Origin of the sequence: Curtobacterium sp. PhB136 (genome assembly GCF_004346855.1) — a bacterium.
Taxonomy (GTDB): domain Bacteria; phylum Actinomycetota; class Actinomycetes; order Actinomycetales; family Microbacteriaceae; genus Curtobacterium.
The window spans coordinates 153,223-174,090 of record NZ_SMGH01000006.1; the positions used below are offsets into that span (position 1 = coordinate 153,223).

At 71.3% G+C, this 20,868-nt stretch carries 15 protein-coding genes and 1 tRNA gene; 4 read left to right on the forward strand and 12 right to left on the reverse strand.

Annotated features, from left to right (window positions below):
• Positions 1 to 9 precede the first annotated feature (9 nt).
• The 5 genes from EDF27_RS10185 to EDF27_RS10205 form a co-directional block, all read right to left on the reverse strand.
• Positions 10 to 1,242 (reverse strand): CDP-glycerol glycerophosphotransferase family protein, encoded by a 1,233-nt coding sequence (locus EDF27_RS10185; RefSeq protein WP_132048631.1) that lies wholly within the window; start codon positions 1,240 to 1,242, stop codon positions 10 to 12.
• A 25-nt stretch (positions 1,243 to 1,267) separates the two neighbouring features.
• Positions 1,268 to 2,176, reverse strand: a complete 909-nt coding sequence (locus tag EDF27_RS10190) for a glycosyltransferase (RefSeq protein ID WP_132048633.1) — start codon at positions 2,174 to 2,176, stop codon at positions 1,268 to 1,270.
• Positions 2,173 to 3,000, reverse strand: a complete 828-nt coding sequence (locus tag EDF27_RS10195) for a CDP-alcohol phosphatidyltransferase family protein (protein ID WP_132048635.1) — start codon at positions 2,998 to 3,000, stop codon at positions 2,173 to 2,175. Before EDF27_RS10195 ends, EDF27_RS10190 begins: the two co-directional genes overlap by 4 nt.
• Before the next feature lie 5 nt (positions 3,001 to 3,005).
• Positions 3,006 to 4,049: a glycosyltransferase gene (locus EDF27_RS10200; protein WP_123654080.1), complete on the reverse strand. Its 1,044-nt coding sequence runs from the start codon at positions 4,047 to 4,049 to the stop codon at positions 3,006 to 3,008.
• A 350-nt stretch (positions 4,050 to 4,399) separates the two neighbouring features.
• Complete coding sequence (locus EDF27_RS10205; protein WP_132048637.1) at positions 4,400 to 6,436, reverse strand: trypsin-like peptidase domain-containing protein; 2,037 nt, start codon at positions 6,434 to 6,436, stop codon at positions 4,400 to 4,402.
• Positions 6,437 to 6,618: 182 nt separating this feature from the next.
• Between EDF27_RS10205 and EDF27_RS10210 the strand changes: the two genes are divergently transcribed.
• Positions 6,619 to 7,845 carry an aminotransferase class I/II-fold pyridoxal phosphate-dependent enzyme gene (locus EDF27_RS10210; protein WP_132048639.1) on the forward strand — a complete coding sequence of 409 codons (1,227 nt, stop codon included), beginning with the start codon at positions 6,619 to 6,621 and terminating at the stop codon, positions 7,843 to 7,845.
• A gap of 46 nt (positions 7,846 to 7,891) precedes the next feature.
• Here EDF27_RS10210 and EDF27_RS10215 read toward each other — a convergent pair whose 3' ends face one another.
• Positions 7,892 to 8,695, reverse strand: a complete 804-nt coding sequence (locus tag EDF27_RS10215) for a carbon-nitrogen hydrolase family protein (protein WP_123703018.1) — start codon at positions 8,693 to 8,695, stop codon at positions 7,892 to 7,894.
• Between the two features lie 37 nt (positions 8,696 to 8,732).
• Entirely contained in the window at positions 8,733 to 9,341 is a 609-nt protein-coding gene (locus EDF27_RS10220) for a TetR family transcriptional regulator (protein ID WP_123703020.1), read from the reverse strand.
• A gap of 106 nt (positions 9,342 to 9,447) precedes the next feature.
• Here EDF27_RS10220 and EDF27_RS10225 point away from each other — a divergent pair, with 106 nt between their 5' ends.
• On the forward strand, positions 9,448 to 10,386 hold the full coding sequence (locus tag EDF27_RS10225; protein WP_123703022.1) for an aldo/keto reductase: 939 nt from the start codon (positions 9,448 to 9,450) through the stop codon (positions 10,384 to 10,386).
• A gap of 718 nt (positions 10,387 to 11,104) precedes the next feature.
• Here EDF27_RS10225 and EDF27_RS10230 read toward each other — a convergent pair.
• The 3 genes from EDF27_RS10230 to EDF27_RS10240 form a co-directional block, all read right to left on the reverse strand.
• Positions 11,105 to 11,181 (reverse strand) — tRNA-Met (locus EDF27_RS10230).
• 61 nt (positions 11,182 to 11,242) lie between these two features.
• Positions 11,243 to 14,239, reverse strand: coding sequence for a UPF0182 family protein (locus EDF27_RS10235; protein WP_207909616.1), 2,997 nt, complete (start codon positions 14,237 to 14,239; stop codon positions 11,243 to 11,245).
• 239 nt (positions 14,240 to 14,478) lie between these two features.
• A complete protein-coding gene (locus EDF27_RS10240; protein ID WP_243698298.1) occupies positions 14,479 to 15,588 on the reverse strand; it encodes a S16 family serine protease in 1,110 nt (369 codons plus the stop codon).
• Between the two features lie 151 nt (positions 15,589 to 15,739).
• Between EDF27_RS10240 and EDF27_RS10245 the strand changes: the two genes are divergently transcribed.
• Both EDF27_RS10245 and EDF27_RS10250 read left to right on the forward strand, forming a co-directional pair.
• Positions 15,740 to 17,146: a zinc-dependent metalloprotease gene (locus EDF27_RS10245; RefSeq protein ID WP_132048641.1), complete on the forward strand. Its 1,407-nt coding sequence runs from the start codon at positions 15,740 to 15,742 to the stop codon at positions 17,144 to 17,146.
• A gap of 262 nt (positions 17,147 to 17,408) precedes the next feature.
• Positions 17,409 to 18,266, forward strand: a complete 858-nt coding sequence (locus tag EDF27_RS10250) for a TOMM precursor leader peptide-binding protein (protein WP_132048643.1) — start codon at positions 17,409 to 17,411, stop codon at positions 18,264 to 18,266.
• Here the strand turns inward: EDF27_RS10250 and EDF27_RS10255 are convergent.
• Positions 18,151 to 19,896, reverse strand: a complete 1,746-nt coding sequence (locus tag EDF27_RS10255) for an ATP-dependent helicase (RefSeq protein WP_123654089.1) — start codon at positions 19,894 to 19,896, stop codon at positions 18,151 to 18,153. The genes EDF27_RS10250 and EDF27_RS10255 overlap by 116 nt on opposite strands.
• Positions 19,893 to 20,828 (reverse strand): NAD(+) diphosphatase, encoded by a 936-nt coding sequence (gene nudC, locus EDF27_RS10260; protein WP_132048645.1) that lies wholly within the window; start codon positions 20,826 to 20,828, stop codon positions 19,893 to 19,895. Before nudC ends, EDF27_RS10255 begins: the two co-directional genes overlap by 4 nt.
• Between the last annotated feature and the right edge of the window lie 40 nt (positions 20,829 to 20,868).

The window sequence follows — 20,868 nt, forward strand, 5'->3', positions numbered from 1 at the left end:
CCGCCGACCTCAGCGCCCCTGACGCTCCCGGGCGACCTCGTGCCAGCGCGCGAGCAGCCGCTCGATCGCGTCGTGGAAGCGGGCCGTGGCCGTTCCCGGTGTCGTGTCGCCGAAGTACCGCGTCACCCAGTGCTGCAGCTGCGCCAGTTCCTCGGCGTCGTGCGCCGCCGCGTCCACCCGGGCGACCACGTCGTCGGCGTCGGGTGCCAGCAGCCAGTTCGCGGCTGCCAGGTACCCGCGCTCGTCGACGTCCGCCTCGGGGGCGACCGGCCGGGTCACGATGAGCGGCTTGCCCACGGCCAGGCGGTCGTAGATCATGGCGCTGATGTCGGTGATGGCGACGTCGGCGTCGGCGAGCTGCCAGCCGAGTTCCGCCCCGTCGTCGAACACGTGGTGCGCGGACGGATCGGCCGTGTTCGCCGCAGCGATGGCGGCGACGATGCGCTCGTGCGCGGCCTTGTACTCCGCGTCCCGAACGCCGCTCCGCGGGTGCGGCCGGTACACCAGTCGGTGCTGGGGCGACGCGAGCACGCGCTCCGCGATGGTGGTGCCGTGGCTCGCGATCGACCCGTAGGCCGCGGCAGCGCGGTCTCCCTCCCACGTCGGCGCGTAGAGCACCACTGTGCGATCGTCGTGCGGGTACGGCGGTTCCCCGGCGAAGTGGTCGGCCTGCGGACGGCCGATCGCGATCGCGCGCCGATCCAGGTCGTAGTCCCACAGGGCCTCGTCCAAGCGGTCACGAGCGGCGTCACCAGCGATCAGGGCGTAGTCGTACGCCTTGAACTGGTTCGTCGTCATGTACATCTTGTCGCTCTCGCCGTGGTTGACGAAGACGTGCCACATCCGCCCGTACCGCATCATCTGGAAGTTGCGGGCGTTCTGGTTGACGTAGAGCACCACCTTGGGTGCCTGCTCGTCCACGAACTGCTCGAGGTCTACCACCTGACGGGCGTACACCGACCGCACGGGTGCTTCGTCGAGCAGCGTCAGCATGGTGCCGGGGCTGCGCGAGACGATCGCGACCGGGTGCGTGCGGGACAGCTCGGCGAGCGGTGCGTACCACTGCCGGACCTGGTACATGTTCACGGGGCCGTCGGCGAAGTACACCGCGATCTCGATGCTGCCGGGGACCAGGGGCTGCTCCGCCGACAGGCGCCGGGTCAGCTGGCGTCGCTGGCTGCGCGAGCGCAGGAGCCGACGGGCGAGGCGGAACGCCGTGCGGACGTCGTTGGTGATCGGCATGCGGACCTCTCTCTCGTGGTGGGGCTCAGACGATCGGCGGGCGACCGGCGATGGTCATCCGGCCGATCGTCAGCCAGCCCATGGGCGTCGCCGGACCGCAGTCGGTGCTCCAGCCTTCGCGGACGCCACCGAACCAGACCCGCAACCGTGCCGGGTGCCGCCACCAGCGGGCGGTCTGGATCGCGGCCCACGAGCCGACGTAGAGCGGGCGCAGCAGCGGTGGCAGGTTGCGGCGGGCCAGCCAGACCCGGTTCCGGGCGTTCAGACGGTAGTACTCGGTGTGCCGTGCCGGGTCGATCGCGGGGTGGTGCGCGATGAGGTCCCCGGCGTACCAGGCCCGTCGTCCGGCGTCCCACACCCGCCATGCGAGCTCGATGCCCTCGTGCGCGTAGAAGTACGGCGCTCCCCAGCCGCCGACGACGCGGTACACGTCCATCGGCAGCACGACCGCGCCCTCCCACACCGAGAAGACCGGCGACGACTCCGTCGGGTCGCCCTTGCGGATCCGGGGCACCCAGCGGAGCGGACTCGCGGCGCCGGACGGATCGACCACGCGGGGCTGCACCAACCCGAGGGACGGGTCCCGCTCGAACAGGGCGATCGCGTCGCGCAGGAACGTGTCCGAGGGGACGGACGCGTCGTCGTCGAGGAAGAACACGTAGTCGCCGTCGACGACCGCAGCGCCTGCGTTCCGACCGGCGGGGATGCCGACGTTCTCCGGCAGCGCCAGGGCCCGGACACCCTCGGGCAGGCCGACGGGCTCCCAGCCGTTGCCGACGCAGACGACGTCGAGCTCGACGTCGCGCTGTGCGAGGACGCTCTCCAGCCCGCGGCGCAGGTCTTCCGGACGCGTCCCCTGGGTCAGGCTCACGACGGCGACGCGCGGGCGCTCTCGGTGCGGGACCGCGTTCCGGCGGACCGTGCCCGGCGTCATGCCCGCACCCGCTTGGAGGAGATGATCGCCAGGAAGTGCCCGACGGTCGCGATCACGGCCAGCGGCAGCAGGACCCCGACGAGGATCCGGTCTGCCAGGGGATCGCCGATGACGAGCCCGAGCAGCGCGAACACGAAGGCGAGCATCGAGAGCTCGACGGAGTGGTACAGACGGTGGAACGGCAGGAAGCGCGCGATCCGTCGCAGGGAGGCCAGGCGTCGACCGGACGGTGCGGTGGAGGCGTCCCGACGATCGACGAGCTTGTCGAGCCCGGAGTTCGCGCGAGCCACGTGGACCATGTCGTTCAGCGCCTTGTTCCAGACGATCACCAGGCCGAGTGCGCAGCCGATCGTGGTCCACATCCAGTCCGCGTCGTGGATCGGCCAGGTGGCGGCCCGGATGCCGAGCGCGACCGGGATGAGTCCCTCGGTCGTGTAGTGCCCGACCTTGTCGAGGAAGATCCCGGCCGGCGAACGGGTCCCGCGCCACCGCGCGACCTCGCCGTCGGAGCAGTCGACGAGCATCTGGAGCTGCCCGAGCACCAGCGCGAGCGCCGCACCCCAGATCCCCGGGATGAGCAGCGCCGCGGCGACGGACCACCCGACCAGGATCATCAGGCCGGTGACCTGGTTCGCGCTGATCCGGGTCTTCAGGAGCACCCACGTCAGGTACGGGGAGATGTCCCGCAGGTACAGCGACGCCGTCCAGTGCTCCGCGTTGGCGCGGGACCGGACCTCGTCCGGCTGTGCCACGGCACGGAGCTCGGCGATCGAGGTCGGGTGGGCGTAGCCGCGCTCGGCGGGTTCGGGCTGGAGGTCGGGCAAGGAGGTCACCGTCCGGTGTGGGTCGTCAGCTCGGAGGTCCGCGTCAGGAACCCGACGATGAACCCGACCCCCCAGCCGATGTGGATGCAGGGCAGCACGACGAGCAGCCAGCCCCGTGTGGCGGCGTCGGATCGCCGCGAGACCGCGACGGTGCCCACGACGACGAAGAGCAGGTAGACCGCTGGCACCGCGAACCCGAGCATCGCCCAGGCGGCACCGCTGTGGAACAGGGCGCCGATCACGCCGACGATCCCGGCGACCAGGCCGAGTCCGACCGCGGCCACCATGGCCGGCGGGACGAAGTACCGGAGGCCGTTGTTCGCGGGGAACCGTCGAGCCAGTTCACCCCGCCAGAGGCCGGTCGCCACGAACTGCCGGATCAGACGCTTGAGGCTCGGCCGCGGTCGGTATGTCACGACGAGTTCCGGCGTGAACCACACCGTGCCGCCGGTGGTGCGCAGCCGCCGGTTGAGCTCCCAGTCCTGGCCCCGCTTGATGCCCTCGTCGAAGAGACCGACCGCGAAGAGCCGGTCTCGGCGGAAGACGCCGAGGTACGCGGTCTCGGCCGGTCCCGCCTGTCCGCCGACGTGGTGCGGGGTGCCGCCGAGGCCGACGCGGCTGCCGTACGCGAGCGCCACGGCCTTCTCGAACGGCGTGCGACCCTCGGCGCGCATGATGCCGCCGACGTTGTCCGCACCGGACTCCGTCAGGGTCCGCACCGCGATCCGCGTGTACTCCTTGGGCAGCACCGAGTGCGCGTCGACACGGACCACGATCGGGTGCTCGGACGCGCGGATCGCCACGTTCAGGCCGGCCGGCGTCGAGCCGACGGGGTTCTCGACGGCGCGGATCCGGGGGTCGGCGGCACTCATCTCGGCGACGAGTTCGTTCGTGCCGTCGATCGAGGGTCCGAGTGCGAGGACGACCTCGAACGGCCCGGCGTAGTCCTGCTCGAGCAGACTCGCGACGGCGGCCCGGACCTCGGTGACCTCGTTGAGGACGGGCATCACGTACGAGACGCCCGGCAGGGGCTGTCCGTCTGTCTGCATGCGTTCCTCGGGGTCCTGGCGGTGAGCGACTCGCAGCCTATCAAGAGGCCGAGCACCCCACCTGCGCGCTCCCCCACCACCGCCCGCCCCCGCCGAGCGGGCAAAACACCACGGTCCGCCCCGCACCCCGCCTGGGCATTTCGCCCACTCACCACACACACGAACGCCCGCCCCGCCGAGCGGGCGAAACACCACGGTCCGCCCCGCGCCCCACCCGGGCATTTCGCCCGCTCGTGCGAGAGCGAGCGAGCGCGCGGGGCGGGGCCGGCGGGGCGGTGCTGCGGGGCAGACGACGGACGGGAGGCCCGGTGCCGACTGGCACCGAGCCTCCCGTCCGATCTGGGGTTGCGTCAGCTCTTGCTGTCGTAGGTCCCGAGGGTCACGTCAGCCTCGTGGGACTGGCCGTTGCGCACGTAGGTGATCGTCGTCTTCGCGCCACCGGCGAAGTACCGCACCTGCGCCGTGAGGTCGGTCGCGTCCGCGACGGTCGCGTTGCCGATCTTCGTGACGACGTCGCCCTTCTGCAGGCCCGCTCCGGAAGCCGCGCCGCCGGAGGACACCGACTTGATGAGCGCACCCATCTGGGTGGCCTTGGCGTCCTCGTTCGCGTCGCCGACCGTCGCGCCGAGCAGACCGTGCGTCGCCGAGCCGTTGTCGATGATCTCGTTCGCGACCCGCTTCACCAGGTTCGCCGGGATCGAGAAGCCGACGCCGATGCTGCCCGACTGGGAGTCGGACGAGTCCGTGCTGCCGGCACTCGCGATCGCGACGTTGATGCCGATCAGCTTGCCCTTGGAGTCGAGCAGCGCGCCGCCCGAGTTCCCCGGGTTGATGGACGCGTCGGTCTGGATGACCGGGAGCGACACCGTGGCGGTGGTGCCGGTGCTCGAGCCGTTGTCGCCGTTGCCCCAGAAGTCGAACGGGCCGTTGCCGTTGTTGCCCTGGCCCTCGTTCGAGTCGCCGCCGGCGTTCGGGTCGCTCGAGGTGACCTGGATGCTGCGGTTCAGGGTCGACACGATGCCGTCGGTGACGGTGTTCGACAGGCCGAGCGGAGCGCCGATCGCGACCGCGGTGTCGCCGACGTTGAGCTTCGAGGAGTCCGCGAAGGACATCGGCTTCAGGTCGCTCGCGTCGATCTTGATCACCGCGAGGTCGACCGTCGGGTCGGTGCCGACGAGCTTGCCGGCGTAGATCTTGCCGTCCGACGTGGTGACCTGGATCGTCCCCGTCGAGCTGTCACCGTCGAGCGTCACCACGTGGGTGTTCGTGACGATGTAGCCGTCCTTGCTGAGGACCACGCCGGAGCCGGTGCCGGCCTCGCTCGAGGACGACACGTTGATCGTCACGACCGAGGGAGTGGCCTGCGCGGCGACCGCGGTGACGACCGTCGCCGAGTTGTAGTCGTTGACCGTCAGGTTGCCGCCACTGGAGCTCGAGGAGCTCGAGGTGGTGCCGCCGTTCGAGGTCGCCGCCACCCAGCCACCACCGGCAGCCCCGCCGACGAGCGCGCCGACGATGAGGCCGCCCACGAGGGGCAGGACGATGCGGGAACGCGTGGACTTCGGCTTCGTGGCGGTGTCCGTGGCAGCGCCTGCACCCGCTCCGGTCGCTGCTGCGCCGGAGAAGTAGTAGCCGTTGGTGCGGTCGGAGCCGTCGGGTCGCTGGTCGTCGCCGAAGGCGGACGAGGGAGCCTGGGCGGACTGGCCGTACTGCTGCTGGCCGGCGGGCTGGGAGTACGACTGCTGTCCGTAGGACTGCTGGCCGTACTGCTGCTGCCCGTACTGCTGCTGGCCGTAGGCGGACTGGTCGTACTGTGGCTGCCCGGAGGGCTGCTGTCCGTAGGCGGACTGTTCGCTCGCGGACGCCGGCGCCTGCGACGACGCCGGCTGCGCGTACTCGCCGTACCGAGGACGGTCCTGCTGGCCGTACTGGCTGGTCTGGCCGTACTGGCTGGTCTGGCCGTAGTCGCTCGTCTGGCCGTAGGCACTCGTCTGACCGTAGGCACTCGTCTGGCCGTAGTCGCTTGTCTGGCCGGACCCTGCGCCGTAGGGCGAGTGGTCCTGGCCGTAGCCGCCCTGCTGGCCCTGGCCCTGGCCCTGGCCCTGGCCTTGGCCCTGGTCTTGGCCGTACTGCGTCGTGGGGTACGGCGCCGTGTACTGGTTCGACTCGTTCGCCGGCACCGGATCGATCACGTCGGTGTGGTCGGCATCAGCGTGACGCGCGTGCTCGTCGGGGCTCCCCGTCCCGGTCGCGGTGGTCTCGGAGTCGCTCGGCGTCGACGCACCAGCGTCGCCCGCCTGCTGCGCGGCATCGTCGGCGGCGACCTCGGGGGTCGTGTCGTCCGGACGGTTGTCGTCGCCGTGCCCGTTGGGCGTGGTGTCGGTCATGCTGGACGTGCTCCTTTCAAGCTCGTGCAGTCTGTCGCACGCACCTGGGCAGTGCTCCTGACGGCCCTGCGAGTGCACTATGGCGATCTTATGCGTCGGCTGTGGATCGACTCCCGGGCCCGCGCGTCGGCACGCACTAAGTTGGGGTCCGTTCAGCGTGAGCGCTCGTCGGAGGGAACCACATGCGGCAGTCAGGACCCTGGTTGCGCGCCGCGGAGGGCGCGATGCTCCTCGGCCCGGACGGCGTCCCCGCGCCGACGGTGTTCGCCGAGATGAGTGCCCTGGCAGCGCGTACCGGCGCGATCAACCTCGGGCAGGGCTTCCCCGACGAGGACGGCCCCGCCGAGGTCCTCGACGCTGCTGTGCGCGCGATCCGCGACGGCGTGAACCAGTACCCGCCAGGACGCGGTACTCCCGATCTGCGCCTGGCGATCGCAGAGCACCAACGCCGGTGGTACGGCGTCGAGGTCGATCCCGATCGAGAGGTCCTCGTGACCGCCGGTGCGACCGAAGCACTCGCCGCGACACTCCTCGCCCTCGTCGAACCCGGCGACGAGGTGATCACGTTCGAGCCCTTCTACGACGCGTACGGGGCGCTGATCAGCCTCGCGGGCGGCACACACGTCACCGTCCCGCTCACCGCACCCGACTTCCTGCCCGACGACGACACGCTCCGTGCGGCGTTCTCGGACCGGACACGCGCCGTCCTCGTCAACACCCCGCACAACCCGACCGGCCGCATCCTCCCCACCGAGGTGCTCCGGAGGGTCGTCGAGCTCGCGGCACGGTACGACGCCCTGGTCATCACCGACGAGGTCTACGAGCACCTGACCTTCGACGTCCCGCATGTCCCCATCGCCACGCTCCCGGGTGCTCGGGAACGGACCGTGACGATCTCGAGCGCTGGGAAGACCTTCAGCACCACGGGCTGGAAGATCGGCTGGCTCACGGCTCCCCCGGCCCTGGTCGACGCGATCACATCGGTGAAGCAGTTCCTGACGTTCGTCAACGGCGCCCCGTTCCAGCCCGCGGTCGCGGCCGGACTGCGTCTCCCCGACGAGGTGTTCGCGGGGATCGCGGCGGATCTCGCGGCGAAGCACCGGGTGCTGGCCGCGGGGCTGACCGCCGCCGGCTTCGAGGTGATGCGCCCCGACGGCGGGTACTTCGTCATCGCCGACACAGCGCCCCTCGGGTACGAGGACGCGCGGGCGTTCTGCCTCGAACTCCCCACCCTCGCCGGGGTCGTCGGTGTGCCGGTCTCCGCCTTCGTCCGACCCGACCACGCCGCCGGGTACCGCTCGCTCGTGCGCTTCGCGTTCTGCAAGCGTCGATCGGTGCTCGAGGACGCGGCCGGCCGGCTCGCGGGGCTCGGCGCCCGTCACCTGACCGGCGGCTCGCAGCGCTCCTGACGGACCGGGCCCGATGCCCGTGACCTGATGGGTGGCCCGGGTGGCCTCAGCGCTCCGTGACGTCGTAGCGACGCAGTGACAACGAGGGGTTGACCCGCCGGACCTCGTCGGTGACGGCCGTGTCCACCGTCGCGACGAGCATGCCGGGGGCCGCACCGAGTGCCGCGGTGGCCACGCCAGCCGGGTCCAGCACCACCGATCCCCCGATCCCCACCGGCGGTGCCTGCCCGACGCCGACGACCCAGATCGTGTTCTCGATCGCCCTGGCCGTCAGCAGCGTGCGCCAGTGGTGCTCCTTGCCCGGACCGCGGACCCATTCAGCGGGGAGCAGCACCACGTCCACCGACGCCGCGGCCAGTCGCCGCGTGACCTCGGGGAAGCGGAGGTCGTAGCACGTCTCCAGCCCGATCCGCACGCCGCCGAGTTCGAACACGGGGAGCTGTGACGGGTCGCCGGGCTCGATGCGGTCGGACTCTCGGGAGCCGAACGCGTCGTAGAGGTGCACCTTCCGGTACGTCTGCAGGACGGCTCCGTCTGCACCGATCGCGACGAGGGTGTTCCGGAAGCGCTCCGGTCGGTCCGTGGCCTCCGCGGTGCCGACGACGAGCGCGACGCCGGTGTCCCGGGCGACCTGTCGGAGGCCGGTCACGAACGGGCCGTCCATCGGCTGGGCAGCAGCCACGAAGTCGTCGTCGATCTCCGCGGTGAAGTACGACGTGTACTCGGGTGTGACGAGCAGGTCGGCGCCACGTGCTGCGGCCTCGACCGCGGCGTTGCGAACCGTCTCGAGGTTCGCCACCGGGTCGTCGACGGGGGCGAACTGCTCGGCTGCGATCGTCAGGGTCGTCACGGAGCAAGGCTAACCGGCCGACACCGGACCGGCCCGGTCAGCTCCGTCGGACGTCCAGAACGTCGAACGCCCGCCGCAGGATGCCGACCACATCGTCGTCGGCCTCGGTCGCCCACGTGGTGATCGCGACGTCGAAGCACCCCAGCGCCGCCTGCACGATCGTCCGCGCACGCAGGTCGAGGTCGTCGTCCGTGCCGTCGATGCGCCGGGCGACCAACGGTGTGAGGACGTCCGCCCATGCCTGGTGCTTCTCGAGGTTCCTGGCTCGGAGGGACGGCGCGCTCGTCATCACACGGACGGAACGTCGCCCCGTCTCGGAGTCCTCACCGCCACGAGCGACCATCTGCACGAACGCTTCACGGAGCGCGGTCCACACCGGCTCGTCCGACGGTCGTGCGCGGAACGCCTCGGCGAGGGCTCCGCGATGGCGCGCCGGGTCGCCGATGACAGCGTCCTCCTTCGCGGGGAAGTACCGGTGGAAGCTCCGCGCGGAGATCCCGGCTTCGGCAGCGATCTGTTCCACGGTGACGCGCTCGAACCCGTCGGCGTCGAACCGGGCGATCGCGACGGCTGCGATACGCGCGCGCACGGCGTCGCGGGTGATGTCCCGCAGACCAGGGCGCGGTTCCGTGCTCGTGTCGCTCACGCTTCGAGTCTAGCGACCTGGCAGCAAACGCCAGTTGTGTCACCCTCTGCCATTTCCGGCGTACAGTGCCACCTGTACCGCTCTCCATGTCTCGAAAGGACAGCACATGCAGCAACGCACCCTCGGCCAGCAGGGGCTCGTCGTCGGCTCGATCGGCTACGGCGCCATGGGCACGACGTACGCCTACGGGCCGGGCGACGACACCGAGTCGATCGCTGCCATCCGCCGCGCCCACGAACTCGGGGTCACCCACTTCGACACCGCCGAGCTCTACGGATGGGGAACCGGTGAGCAGCTCCTCGGCACGGCCCTGGCACCGATCCGTGACGAGGTCACCATCGCGACGAAGTTCGGGTTCACCCCGGAGACCTACGCGCCGAACTCGCAGCTCGACCACATCCGCGAGGTCGTCGACACGAGCCTCCGCAACCTCGGCACGGACTCGATCGACCTGCTCTACCAGCACATCCACGACCCCGCGGTCCCGATCGAGGACGTCGTCGGCGTCATGCAGGAGTACGTCCAGGCCGGCAAGGTCCGGTTCCTCGGGCTCTCCAACACCGACGCCGAGAGCATCCGACGCGCGAACGCCGTGCACCCGATCTCGGTGCTGCAGACGGAGTACTCGATCTTCTCGCGCGAGTCCGAGGACCTGTTCCCCGTCGTCGACGAACTCGGGGTCGGCCTGGTCGCGTACTCACCCCTGGCACGTGGGTTCCTCAGCGGCGCGGTCGGACCGCGGAGCGCGTACGCCCCGGACGACATCCGTCAGTTCCTCGACTGGTGGGCGCCGGAACACTACGACGCGAACGCCGGCGTCGTCGCCGGACTGACCGAGCTCGCGGCCGCGAAGGGGATCTCGCTCTCCCAGCTTGCCCTCGCGTGGATCCTCGCGCAGCGAGATGACATCGTCCCGATCCCGGGATCGCGGAACCCCGGACGCGTGGCCGAGAACGTCGCCGCCGCCGACGTGACCTTCACGCCGGAGGAACTGGCCCGGATCGACGCACTCGGCCACGGTGTCCGTGGCAAGCGCGCCGGCTGATCGCGACCGCATCCGGACGGGAGGCCCGGCGCACGCCCGCCCCGGGCCTCCCGCCCGCCCCGCCCCGCGCCTCCACAGCCGCGCCCGCCCCGCCTCGCCCCTCGCCTCGCAGCCGAGCGGGCGAAATGCCCGCGTTCCCCGCGAGCCCACCCCGCCATTTCGCCCGCTCGACCCGCGAGCCGCCGAGCCCACGAGCCGACGAGCCGACGAGCCGACGAGCGGGCGAAAGACCAGGCTCCCGCCAGGCGGACACCGCGGCATTCCGCCCGCTCAACCACCCGGGGGCCGAGCGGGCGAAAGACCAGGGTCCCGGCGCATGGGCGATCTGGCACTTCGCCGGCTCGGCGCAGGCAGGGCCGAGCGGGCGAAATGCCCGGGCCCCCGCGGTGGGTACCGCGGCATTTCGCCCGCTCAACGCAGCCGGGCTCGAGCGGGGCTGGGACGGGCGCGGCACGGGCGGACGGAGCGGCGCGACGACTCCGGTACCGGCGGCGCGGCGGCGGCGTCTGCGGACTCGGCGACGGCGGGCGGCGGCGCCAGGCACCAGGCACCAGGCGACGGGCGACGGGCGACGGGCACTAGGCGACACCAGGCGCCAGGCGCCGGGCACCGGGCACCGGGCACCGGGCACCGGGCACCGGGCACCAGGCACCAGGCGTCGGGCGTCGGGCACACGAAGAAGCCCCGGTCCGTGAGGACCGGGGCTTCTGTGTCGCGTTGGTTGCGGGGGCAGGATTTGAACCTACGACCTCTGGGTTATGAGCCCAGCGAGCTACCGAACTGCTCCACCCCGCGGCACGTTGATAAGCCTACACGGGTACGGGCGGGGCGCCAAATCGAGCGCCCCGCCCGTGTGTCAGTTGCCCGAGCTGCTGTCACCCTCGGCGTCGATCGCGGCCTGGATGGCCTCCTGCAGACGCTTGTCCGCCTCCGCCGCGGCGACGAGGTCGTTGTCCGCGTAGGCCTGCGTCCGGTCCTGCAGCGCAGCGTTCGCGTCCGACAGGGCCTGCTGCAACGCCGGGCTCGGCGTGGTGCCCGTGCCCGTCGAACCGGAGGACCCGGTCGACCCGGAGTCGGTCGACCCGGAGCCGGAGCCGCTGTCCGAGGACCCGGAGTCGGAACCGGAGCCCGAGGACCCGGACCCGTTCGCCGCGCCCTGGTCACCCGCGGCCGCACCGGAGTCACCACCGAAGAGCTGGTTCAGCGCCTCGTCGAGGGTGTCCTCGAACGCGATCTTGTCACCGAAGGCCACGAGCACCTTCTGCAGCAGCGGGTACGAGCCGCTCGACGTCGACTGGACGTAGACGGGCTGGACGTAGAGGAACCCGCCACCGACCGGCAGCGTGAGCAGGTTGCCCTGCTTCACGGTGCTGTTCCCGCGTTTCAGGATGTTCAGCTCCTGCGACACGGTGGTGTCGGAGTTGAACAGGTTCTGCACCTGGAGCGGGCCGGGGATGTTGTCCGTCTTCGGGATCGTCAGCAGTGTGAGCTTCCCGTAGCCGGACGAGCGTTTGCCCTTGCCGGCCCCTCCGGCGTCGGAGTCGACGGCGAGGTACCCGGTCAGCACGTTCCGCGCGTTCGACCCCGTCTGCTGGGGTATGTACGTCGTGTAGAGCGTGTAGGCGGTCCCCTGCCCCGGCACCTTCATCGTCAGGTAGTACGGGTCCTGTTGGTCGGCCTTGGCGGTCGTCGTCTGGGTCCCGAGCGCGTTGGTCGTCGTCGTGGAGTCGGTCGCGGTGGTGTCGCTGTCGTTCGACCCGCTGGTGGGGTCGGACGGTGTCGTCCACGCGTCGTCTCCGGAGTAGAACGAGTTCGCGTTGGTGACGTGGTACGTCCCGAGGATCGACCGCTGCACCTTGAAGAGGTCGGTCGGGTAGCGCACGTGGTCGAGGAGCTCGGCGCTCATCGAGGACACGGACTTCATCGACGTCGGGAAGATCTTCTGCCACGTCTTCAGCACCGGGTCCTTGGTGTCCCACGTGTAGAGCGTGACCTTGCCCGTGTAGGCGTCGACGGTGGCCTTGACCGAGTTCCGGATGTAGTTCACCTGGTCGGTGCGGTAGGTCGAGGACTCGGTGCCGTTGATGCTGTCCGACAGGCTCTGGCTCTGCGAGTACGGGTACGCGTCACTGGTCGTGTAGCCGTCCACGATCCACTGCAGCCGGTGGTCGACGATCGCCGGGTAGGCGTCGCTGTCCAGCGTCAGGTACGGCGCGACCTTCTTCACGCGGGTGATCGGGTCACGGTCGTAGAGGATCTGCGAGTCCTGGTTCACCGCGTTCGAGAGCAGGATCTGCTCCGACTGGAACTTCGCCGCGTAGACGAGCCGGTTGAAGAAGTTCCCGATGCTCGGGCCACCGTTGCCCTGGTAGGTGGTGGTCGCGTTGCCGCCGTTGGCGTCGTTCGAGTCGTCGGAGCCGGACGGGTAGTCGAGCTCGACGTTCTTGGAGCCCTTCGGCGCACCGACGATCGAGTACGGCGGCGAGGTCTCACCGAAGTACACGCGCTGCTGGTAGTCGCCGAGGGCACCGGTGGTCGGGATGCCGGACTCGAGGAACACCGGCTTGCCGTCGCTGGCGCGCTGGTTGCCGTAGGCCGCGGTGACGCCGAAGCCGTGGGTGTAGACGAACGTGCGGTTGTACTGCGTGTTCGCCGCGGCGCTGAGGCCGTCGAGGTCGATGTCGCGGACCGCGATGACGGTGTCCTCGGTCTGGCCCTTGATGTCGTAGCGGTCGACGTCGAGCTCGTCCGGGAACTGGTAGTACTGCCGCGACTGCTGCAGCTGGCTGAACGTGTCCGACACGATCTTCGGGTCGATCAGGCGGATGTTCGTCGTGGTCTGGGCGTCTTCCGCCAGGGCGCCGGTGGCCGTCTCGGTGGTGGCGTCGTAGTTCGACTCCTTGACGCCGGCGACCCCGTAGGCGTCACGGGTGGCGTCGATGTTCCGCTGGATGTACGCGGACTCGAACGAGCGCTCCGACGGCGCGACCTGCAGGCGCTGGACGATCCACGGGTAGATGCCGCCGATGACGATGGCGGAGACCAGGAGCAGCCCGGTGCCGACGATGGAGATCCGCCAGCGGCCGATGATCGCGGTGACGATGAACAGGATCGCGACGATCGCGGCGATCCCCGCCATGATCTCGCGGCCCGGGATGGTGGCGTTGACCTCGGTGTACTGCGCACCGGTGATCAGCGAGTTGCTCTTCGTGAGGGCCGCGTACTGGTCGAGCCAGAGACTGACGGCCTGCAGCGCGATGTAGACGGCGGCGGTGATCGCGAGCTGGACGCGGGCGGCGCGCGAGATGCGGACCTCTCGCCCACCGAAGCGCATGGCACCGTAGAGGTAGCACGCGGCGAGTGCGGCGAGGCCGGCGATCAGCACGACCGCGGACGAGTACGCCACGACCGAGCGCCAGAACGGCAGCTCGAAGACGTAGAACCCGATGTCGAGTCCGAACTGCGGGTCCTTCTGGCCGAACGGGGTCCGGTTGAAGTACTCGAGCACCATGCTCCAGCGCGGCGCCGTCGCGAGCCCGGCGAAGATGCCGAGGACGACCGGGATGCCGATCATCACGACGCGGCGGAGCGGCTCGATGACCTGCTGGTAACGGTCCAGCTGCGAGCCGAGCTTCGCGTAGACCGGCCGGAACCGGAACGCCAGCAGGATGCTCAGGTACACCGGGACGGCCATGCCGAGGAACCCGGCGAAGAACATCGCCGTCCCTGCGATCCACCTGGTGGTCAGGACCTGCTGGAACCCGAGCTGCGCGAACCACGCGTAGTCGGTGTACAGGCTGGCGAAGATGAAGAAGGCGATCACCAGTGCAGCGAGCACGATGATCGTGACCACGATCGGGACACGCGGCGAACGCCGTCCCGCGGTGGACGAGGTGGACGAGGCAGTCGTCACGTGATGTGCTCCAGACGTGTCGGACCGGCGGCCCGGCGCACCGGGCCGTCAGTGTTCACGATCCTATTGGACCGGACCGACTGCGAACCTGTACCCGATCTCAGGATGACGGCCAGGGCCTCCCGTCCGGTGCGGTGACGACCACCCCGGGAACGCGAGCCGGGTCGACGCCGACCGTCTCAGGAGCCGCAGGTGGCGAGACCGGCCGTGCTCTTCCCGCTCGCGATCGTGTCGAGGTCGGTGACCGCCTGGTCCAGCGTCTTCACGGCGTAGACGTCGAGCCCGTCCGGGACGTGGCCGACGACCTCGTCACAGTTCGACGCCGGCGCGAGGAAGACGGTCGCTCCCGCGTCCTTCGCGCCGTACAGCTTCTGCCGGATCCCGCCGATGGCCCCGACCTCGCCGTCCGCGGTGATGGTGCCGGTGCCGGCCACGTGCTTGCCGCCGTTGAGCTTGCCCGGTGTGATCTCGTCGATGATCCCGAGCGCGAACATCATGCCGGCGGAGGGTCCGCCGACGTCCTGCAGCTTGATCGAGACGTCGAACGGGAAGTCGTAGTGCTCCACGACCCCGACGCCGAGGAGCGCGGTGCCGCTCTGCTCGCGCGGCGTGACCTGGACGTCCTCGGACTTCCCGTCACGGGTGATCGTCACGGTCGCCGGCGACGAGGTGCCGTGCTTGCCGACCAGGTCGCGGAGCGTCGTCGCGTCCGCGTTCGTCGTCAGCGAGGTGCCGTCGAACGCCGTGATGACGTCGCCCTTCTCGATCACGCCGTCCGCCGCGGTGTCCTTGCCGACCGTCCCCACCTCGAGCTCCGTGGGGATCTTCGTCCCCTGCTGGATCAGGGCAGCGGCCACGGCGGACTGCTGCGAGTTCGTCATGTCGGCGGCGTCCTGCTCGTTCACCTGCTCGGTCGTGGTGCCGGGTGGGTAGATCGCCGAGGCGGGGACGACGGCCTGCGACTTGGTGAACAGCGCGCGGATCACGCTCGTCCACGCCGGACGCTGGGTGGCCGTGCCCTCGACGCTCACGGTGAGCATGTCGAGCGCGCCGGACGTCGGGTACGTCGGGTGTCCGTCGACCTGGATCAGCTTGACGTCCTTCGCGTCCTTGCCGGTCCCCTGCTGCTGCGTGCCGATCGTGTTGAACACGGGGCCGGGCAGCTCGATGACGTACGGGCTCGGCAGGACGCTGGCGATGATCGCGAGCACGACGGCCCCGATCACGAAGGCCCAGCCAACGGTCCGGGTGCGGGAGCGACGACGGGGCGCGGGCGCGAAGAGGGTCAACGGGGTCCTTCCGGAGGGACACATGCGGGCCGACCGCCCACCTGCTCGCCCTTCCTGCCGGAGGGGCTGTTCGCCCTCGGCGCAGCCGGATGGGCGTTCCCACGGGGCCGTCCCAGGTCCGGTCCCACGAGCGGGGATTAGCGTAGTCGGCATGCCTGATGAACCGCAGCCGGGGCCGGACGACGACTTCCAGGAGATGCTCCGCAAGCTCCTCGCCGGCGAGGGGCAGATCGACCCGTCACAGCTCGCCGGTGCCGCCGGCCTGCCCAACGACCCCGCCTTCGTCGCGAACCTGATGAGCCAGCTCCAGCAGGCCGCCCAGAACGGCGGCGACGGCATCGACTTCTCGGTGACCGCCGAGCGCGCGGTCGCCATCGCCAAGGACGGCGCACACGGTGTCGACCCGGCGACGAGCCAGGCGAGCGACCAGGCGTTCCAGGTCGCGGCGCTCTGGCTGGACGAGGTCACGAGCGTCGCCGAGCTCACCGCGACGCCGAGCCTGTACACGCGGGAGCAGTGGGCGAAGGCGACCGCGCCGGTCTGGTCGCAGATCGCCGAGCCGGTCGCGGCGAGCATCGCCGACGCCCTCACCGAGGCGATCGACCAGCGTGCGCCGGAAGAACTGAAGGCCATGCTCGGTGACGTCTCGAAGGCGATGCGCGGCGTGGGCGGCGCACTCTTCGCGATCCAGCTCGGCCAGGTCGTCGGGCAGCTCTCGAAGGAGGTCGTGTCCGGCGGCGACGTCGGGATCCCGCTCCTCGACGAGCAGGTCGCGGCGCTCCTCCCGCAGAACGTCGCCGAGTTCGCCGAGGGCCTCGACGTCCCGGTGGACGAGGTCCGGATCTACCTCGCGGTGCGCGAGCTCGCGCACGCCCGGCTGTTCCGGTCGGCGCGCTGGCTGCGGCTGCACATCATCTCCTCGATCACCGAGTACGCCCGCGGCATCCACATCCCGTTCGACCGGGTCGAGGAACTCGCGGCCGACATCGACCCCACCGACCAGGAGCAGCTCCGCGACGCCCTGGCGTCCGGCGCGCTGATCCCGCCGCGCACCCCGGAGCAGGACGCCGCGCTCGCCCGCCTCGAGACGATGCTCGCGCTCGTCGAGGGCTGGGTCGACACCGTCACCGCCGCCGCCACCGCGCGACTCCCCCGGTCCGGTGCGATCGCCGAGACCGTCCGCCGCCGCCGTGCCGCCGGTGGCCCCGCCGAGTCCGCGTTCGCGACGCTCGTCGGGCTGGAGCTGCGCCCCCGCCGCCTCCGTGAGGCCGCGGCGATGTGGCAACGGGTCACCGACGAGCTCGGTGCCGAGCAGCGCGACGCGCTCTGGGAGCACTTCGACCTGGTGCCCGTCTCCGATGACATCGACGCACCGGACGCACTGGTGGCGCGGCTCCGGAACCCGGGGCAGACGCCGGAGGACGACGAGTTCGACCGTGCGCTCGAGGACCTGCTGAACGACTCGACGGGGTCGCGTCCGCGGGAGGACGAGTCGGGCGGGGTGTCCGACGAGGACGGTCCCGACGCCGGTCCGGCTCCCGAGGGCGGCCCCCGCTAGTCCCGTCCGGCCGACGGGCCGCGGTGGCAGTCCCGTCCGGCCGACAGGTCGCGGTGGCGGTCCCGTCCGGCCGACGGGCCGCGGTGGTGGTCCCGTCCGGCCGACGGGGGCGCGGTGGCGGTCCCGTCCGGCCGACAGGTCGCGGTGGTCCGGCCGGGAGGCTCGGATCGCCGCCGGCACCCGGCCGGCTGTGGGCAACGTGGTTGTCCACAGATCCGACGGTCGCGCCCCGACGCCCGGTCCCGTCCGCCACGGTGGACCCATGGGCATCCGCATCGATCCGACGCTCGAGTTCGTCTGGCGTGACCCGGTCACCGTGCAGCTCGGCGTCGACCCGCCGCGCGCCGTGGTCTGCGTCCCCACCACGGCCGAGGAACGCTTCCTCCTCGCACTCCGGCGCGAGACCGGCCGGGACGCCCTCGCCGGGGTCGCGGGCAGCGTCGGGTGCCGGCCAGAGGTTGCGGCACGGGTCCTCGGCGCGGCGAGCCCGGCGGTGCTCGACATGCTCCCGGAACCCCTGGTCCGCGTCGAGGTCCACGGGGTCGGCGCTCTGCCCGACACGCTCGACACGTTCCTGACCGGGGAAGGTGTGACCGTGGTCCGGACCACGGCCCCACGCGGCGGTCCGGTCACGGTGCCGGACCCGGAACCGAAGACCGCGGTCGTGGTGGCCGACCACGTCGTCGACCCGGCGCTCCGTGCGGCGTGGACCCGTCGCGGCACCCCGCACCTGCCGGTGGTCGTGAGCGACGGGCGCATCCGGGTCGGCCCGTTCCTGGTCCCCGGCGCGGGGCCGTGCATGCAGTGTCTCGAGTACGCGCACGTCGACGACGACCCGACCTGGCCGGCGATCGCCGCGCAGGTGTGGGGGCGGCCGGCCGCGCCGCTCTCGCCGTACCGGGTCGGTGCGGTGGCCGCAGCGGTCACCCGTCTCGTCGTCGAGCGGTTGCCGCGGCGCGCCTCCGTCCCCGGCGACGACCAGCTCGTCTTCGACCGCGACGACCTCAGCGTGTCGCGTCGGCCGGCGCGGCCGCACCCCCGGTGTGCGTGTCGATCGCTGCCAGGAACCGGCTCGGAGCGCGCGCTCCGCCCCGAGTGGACCCCTGTCGTGACCACGTGATCGTGACCGTCCGGCGGGCTCGGGTGAGTCCGACGTAGAACAGCCGGCGCTCTTCGTCGACCTCGGCGTCGGTGGTTGCGTGCGAGATCGGGAGGAGGCCCTCGGCGGCACCGGCGATGACGACGTTCGGCCATTCCAGGCCCTTGGATGAGTGCAGCGTCGCGAGTGTGACGGCGTCGAGTTCGGGCTCGTGGTGGGTCGCTGCCCGGTCGACCAGGTCCTGGGTGAACTGCTGCATCGTCGTGCCCGCGGGGGCGTCCTCGGCGAGGCCCATGATCGCCTGCAGCGCGTCCCACTGCTCGCGGACCGCGCCGGTGCCCTCCGGCGGGGTCGGGGTCCACCCGCTGACCTGCAGCACCAGGCCCACGCGCCGGGTCAGTTCGTCGTCGGTCTGCCGGATCGCCTCACCGCGCATGTGGTGCACGGCGAGCTTCACCTCGGGACGGTCGAAGAACCGGGTGCCGCCCTGCACCCGGTACGGGATCCCGGACCGGCCGAGAGCCGCCTCGAGCGCTGCGGACTGGGCGCCGACACGGAACAGGACGGCGCAGTCGCCGTAGGCACCGCCCTCGCTGACCAGGTCCGTGATCCGGCGTGCGATCGTCGCAGCCTCGTCACCGTCGTGCACGCAGGGCACCACGACGGGCTCGGGGCCGGGCACCGGGTCCTGCGCCGCGAGGTCGAGTGCTCCGGGTCGGCCGCGCATCAACGCGTTGGCGGCGTTGACGACCTCTCGCGTGGACCGGTAGTTCCGCTCGAGCCGCAGCACGGACCCCCGCGGGAACTCCGACCCGAAGCCGAGCAGGTACTTGCTGGACGCACCCGCGAAGGAGTAGATCGTCTGGCTGGCGTCGCCGACGACGCAGAGGTCCTGCCGATCGCCCAGCCACGCCCGGAGCAGGTCGTGCTGGACGGGCGAGACGTCCTGGTACTCGTCGACCACGAAGAACCGGTACTGCTGCCGGACGTAGCTGGCGACGCGCGGTTCGGTCTCGACCATGCCGAGGGTGGCGAGCAGGACGTCCTCGAAGTCCATCTGCCGGCGGTCGTCCTTGAGCCGCTCGTACGCGCGCATCAGGTCGATGACGCGCGCCGGACTGGTCTCGCGCGGCATCACCCGGTCGACGGCCGCCGCCTCGTACTCGTCGAGGGTGAGCCGCTGGACCTTCCGCCACTCCACCTCGGCCGCGAGGTCCCGGAGCACCGGCTTGTCGACGTGCATCCCGATCGTGTCCGCGGCGTGCGCGATCATCCGCGCCTTGGACTCGACGATCTTCGGCGCGTGGCCGCCGACGGTGTCCGGCCAGAAGTAGCTCAGCTGCGACATCGCGGCGGCGTGGAAGGTCCGCGCCTGCACGCTCCCGGCGCCGAGCGCGCGGAGGCGGGAACGGAGTTCACCGGCCGCCCGGGTGGTGAACGTCAGTGCGAGGACGTGCGCCGGCGAGTAGGTGCCGGTGGCGACGCCGTAGGCGATCCGGTGCGTGATGGCCCGCGTCTTGCCGGTCCCGGCGCCGGCGAGGACGGCAACGGGGCCGAGGAGGGTCGTCGCGACGGTGCGCTGCTCCGCGTCGAGCGCTGCGAGCAGCGCCTCCGGGGAGGGTGGTGTCGGCCCGGCCGGGGTGGTGCTCACGGCAGGTCCAGCGGGCCGCCGTACCACTCCTCGATGATCGCCCGGGCGATCGACGTCCGTCCGGGCAGGAGCAGGGTGTCGCCGGCACGCTCGCGGATGTCCTCACGAGAGAACCAGCGGACGTCGAGGATCTCCACGCCGTCCGGGCGGGCGGTCGACGGGTCGCCGTCCACCGCACGGGCACGGAACCCGACCATCAGCGACGCCGGGAACGGCCACGGCTGGGATCCGAGGTACTCCGGCTCCTCGACGTGCACGCCGGACTCCTCGAACACCTCGCGGCGGACGGCGTCCTCGAGCGACTCCCCGGGCTCGACGAACCCGGCGAGCAGCGAGTACCGGTCCTGGTCCCACGCGGCGTTCGACCCGAGGAGGATGCGGTCGTCGGCATCGACGACACCCACGATGATCGCGGCGTCGGTGCGGGGGAAGAGCTCGTGGCCCTGGTCGTCGCGGCGGACCCAGCCGCCGGTGACCACCTCGGTGCTGGAGCCGGTGCGGGGCGAGAAGCCGTGCACCGCGTGCCAGTTCGCCATCGCCACGGCCTCGACCGCGAGGCCCTGGTCACGCGGGGACAGCTCGGTGCCGAACATCCGGAGGCTCTCCCAGGCGGCGTCCTCGGGCTCGATCCGCGCGGCGGTGTCGGCGTCGACGAGGACCGCGGCGAACCGGGTGCCGGCCGGAGCGTCGGCGGCATCGGACACGGAACGGCCGAGGTAGACCAGCGGTGCCCCCTCGGGCACGTCGGCCGCGGCGACGAACCGCAGCGTGCCGTCCGGGTTCCGGAGCATCGCGGCGCCGTGCACCGGCAGGAAGCGGGTCGCCTCGTCGTCGCGCAGCACCCGTCCGAGGTCGGGCGTGCTGCGGTACTCGGCATCACGGTCGAGCTCGTTGCGGGCGAGCGGCAGCCGGGCGGCGAACTCCACGGTCACGGATGACTCCTCGGGTCGGTGTCGTGTCGGGACCGGACCA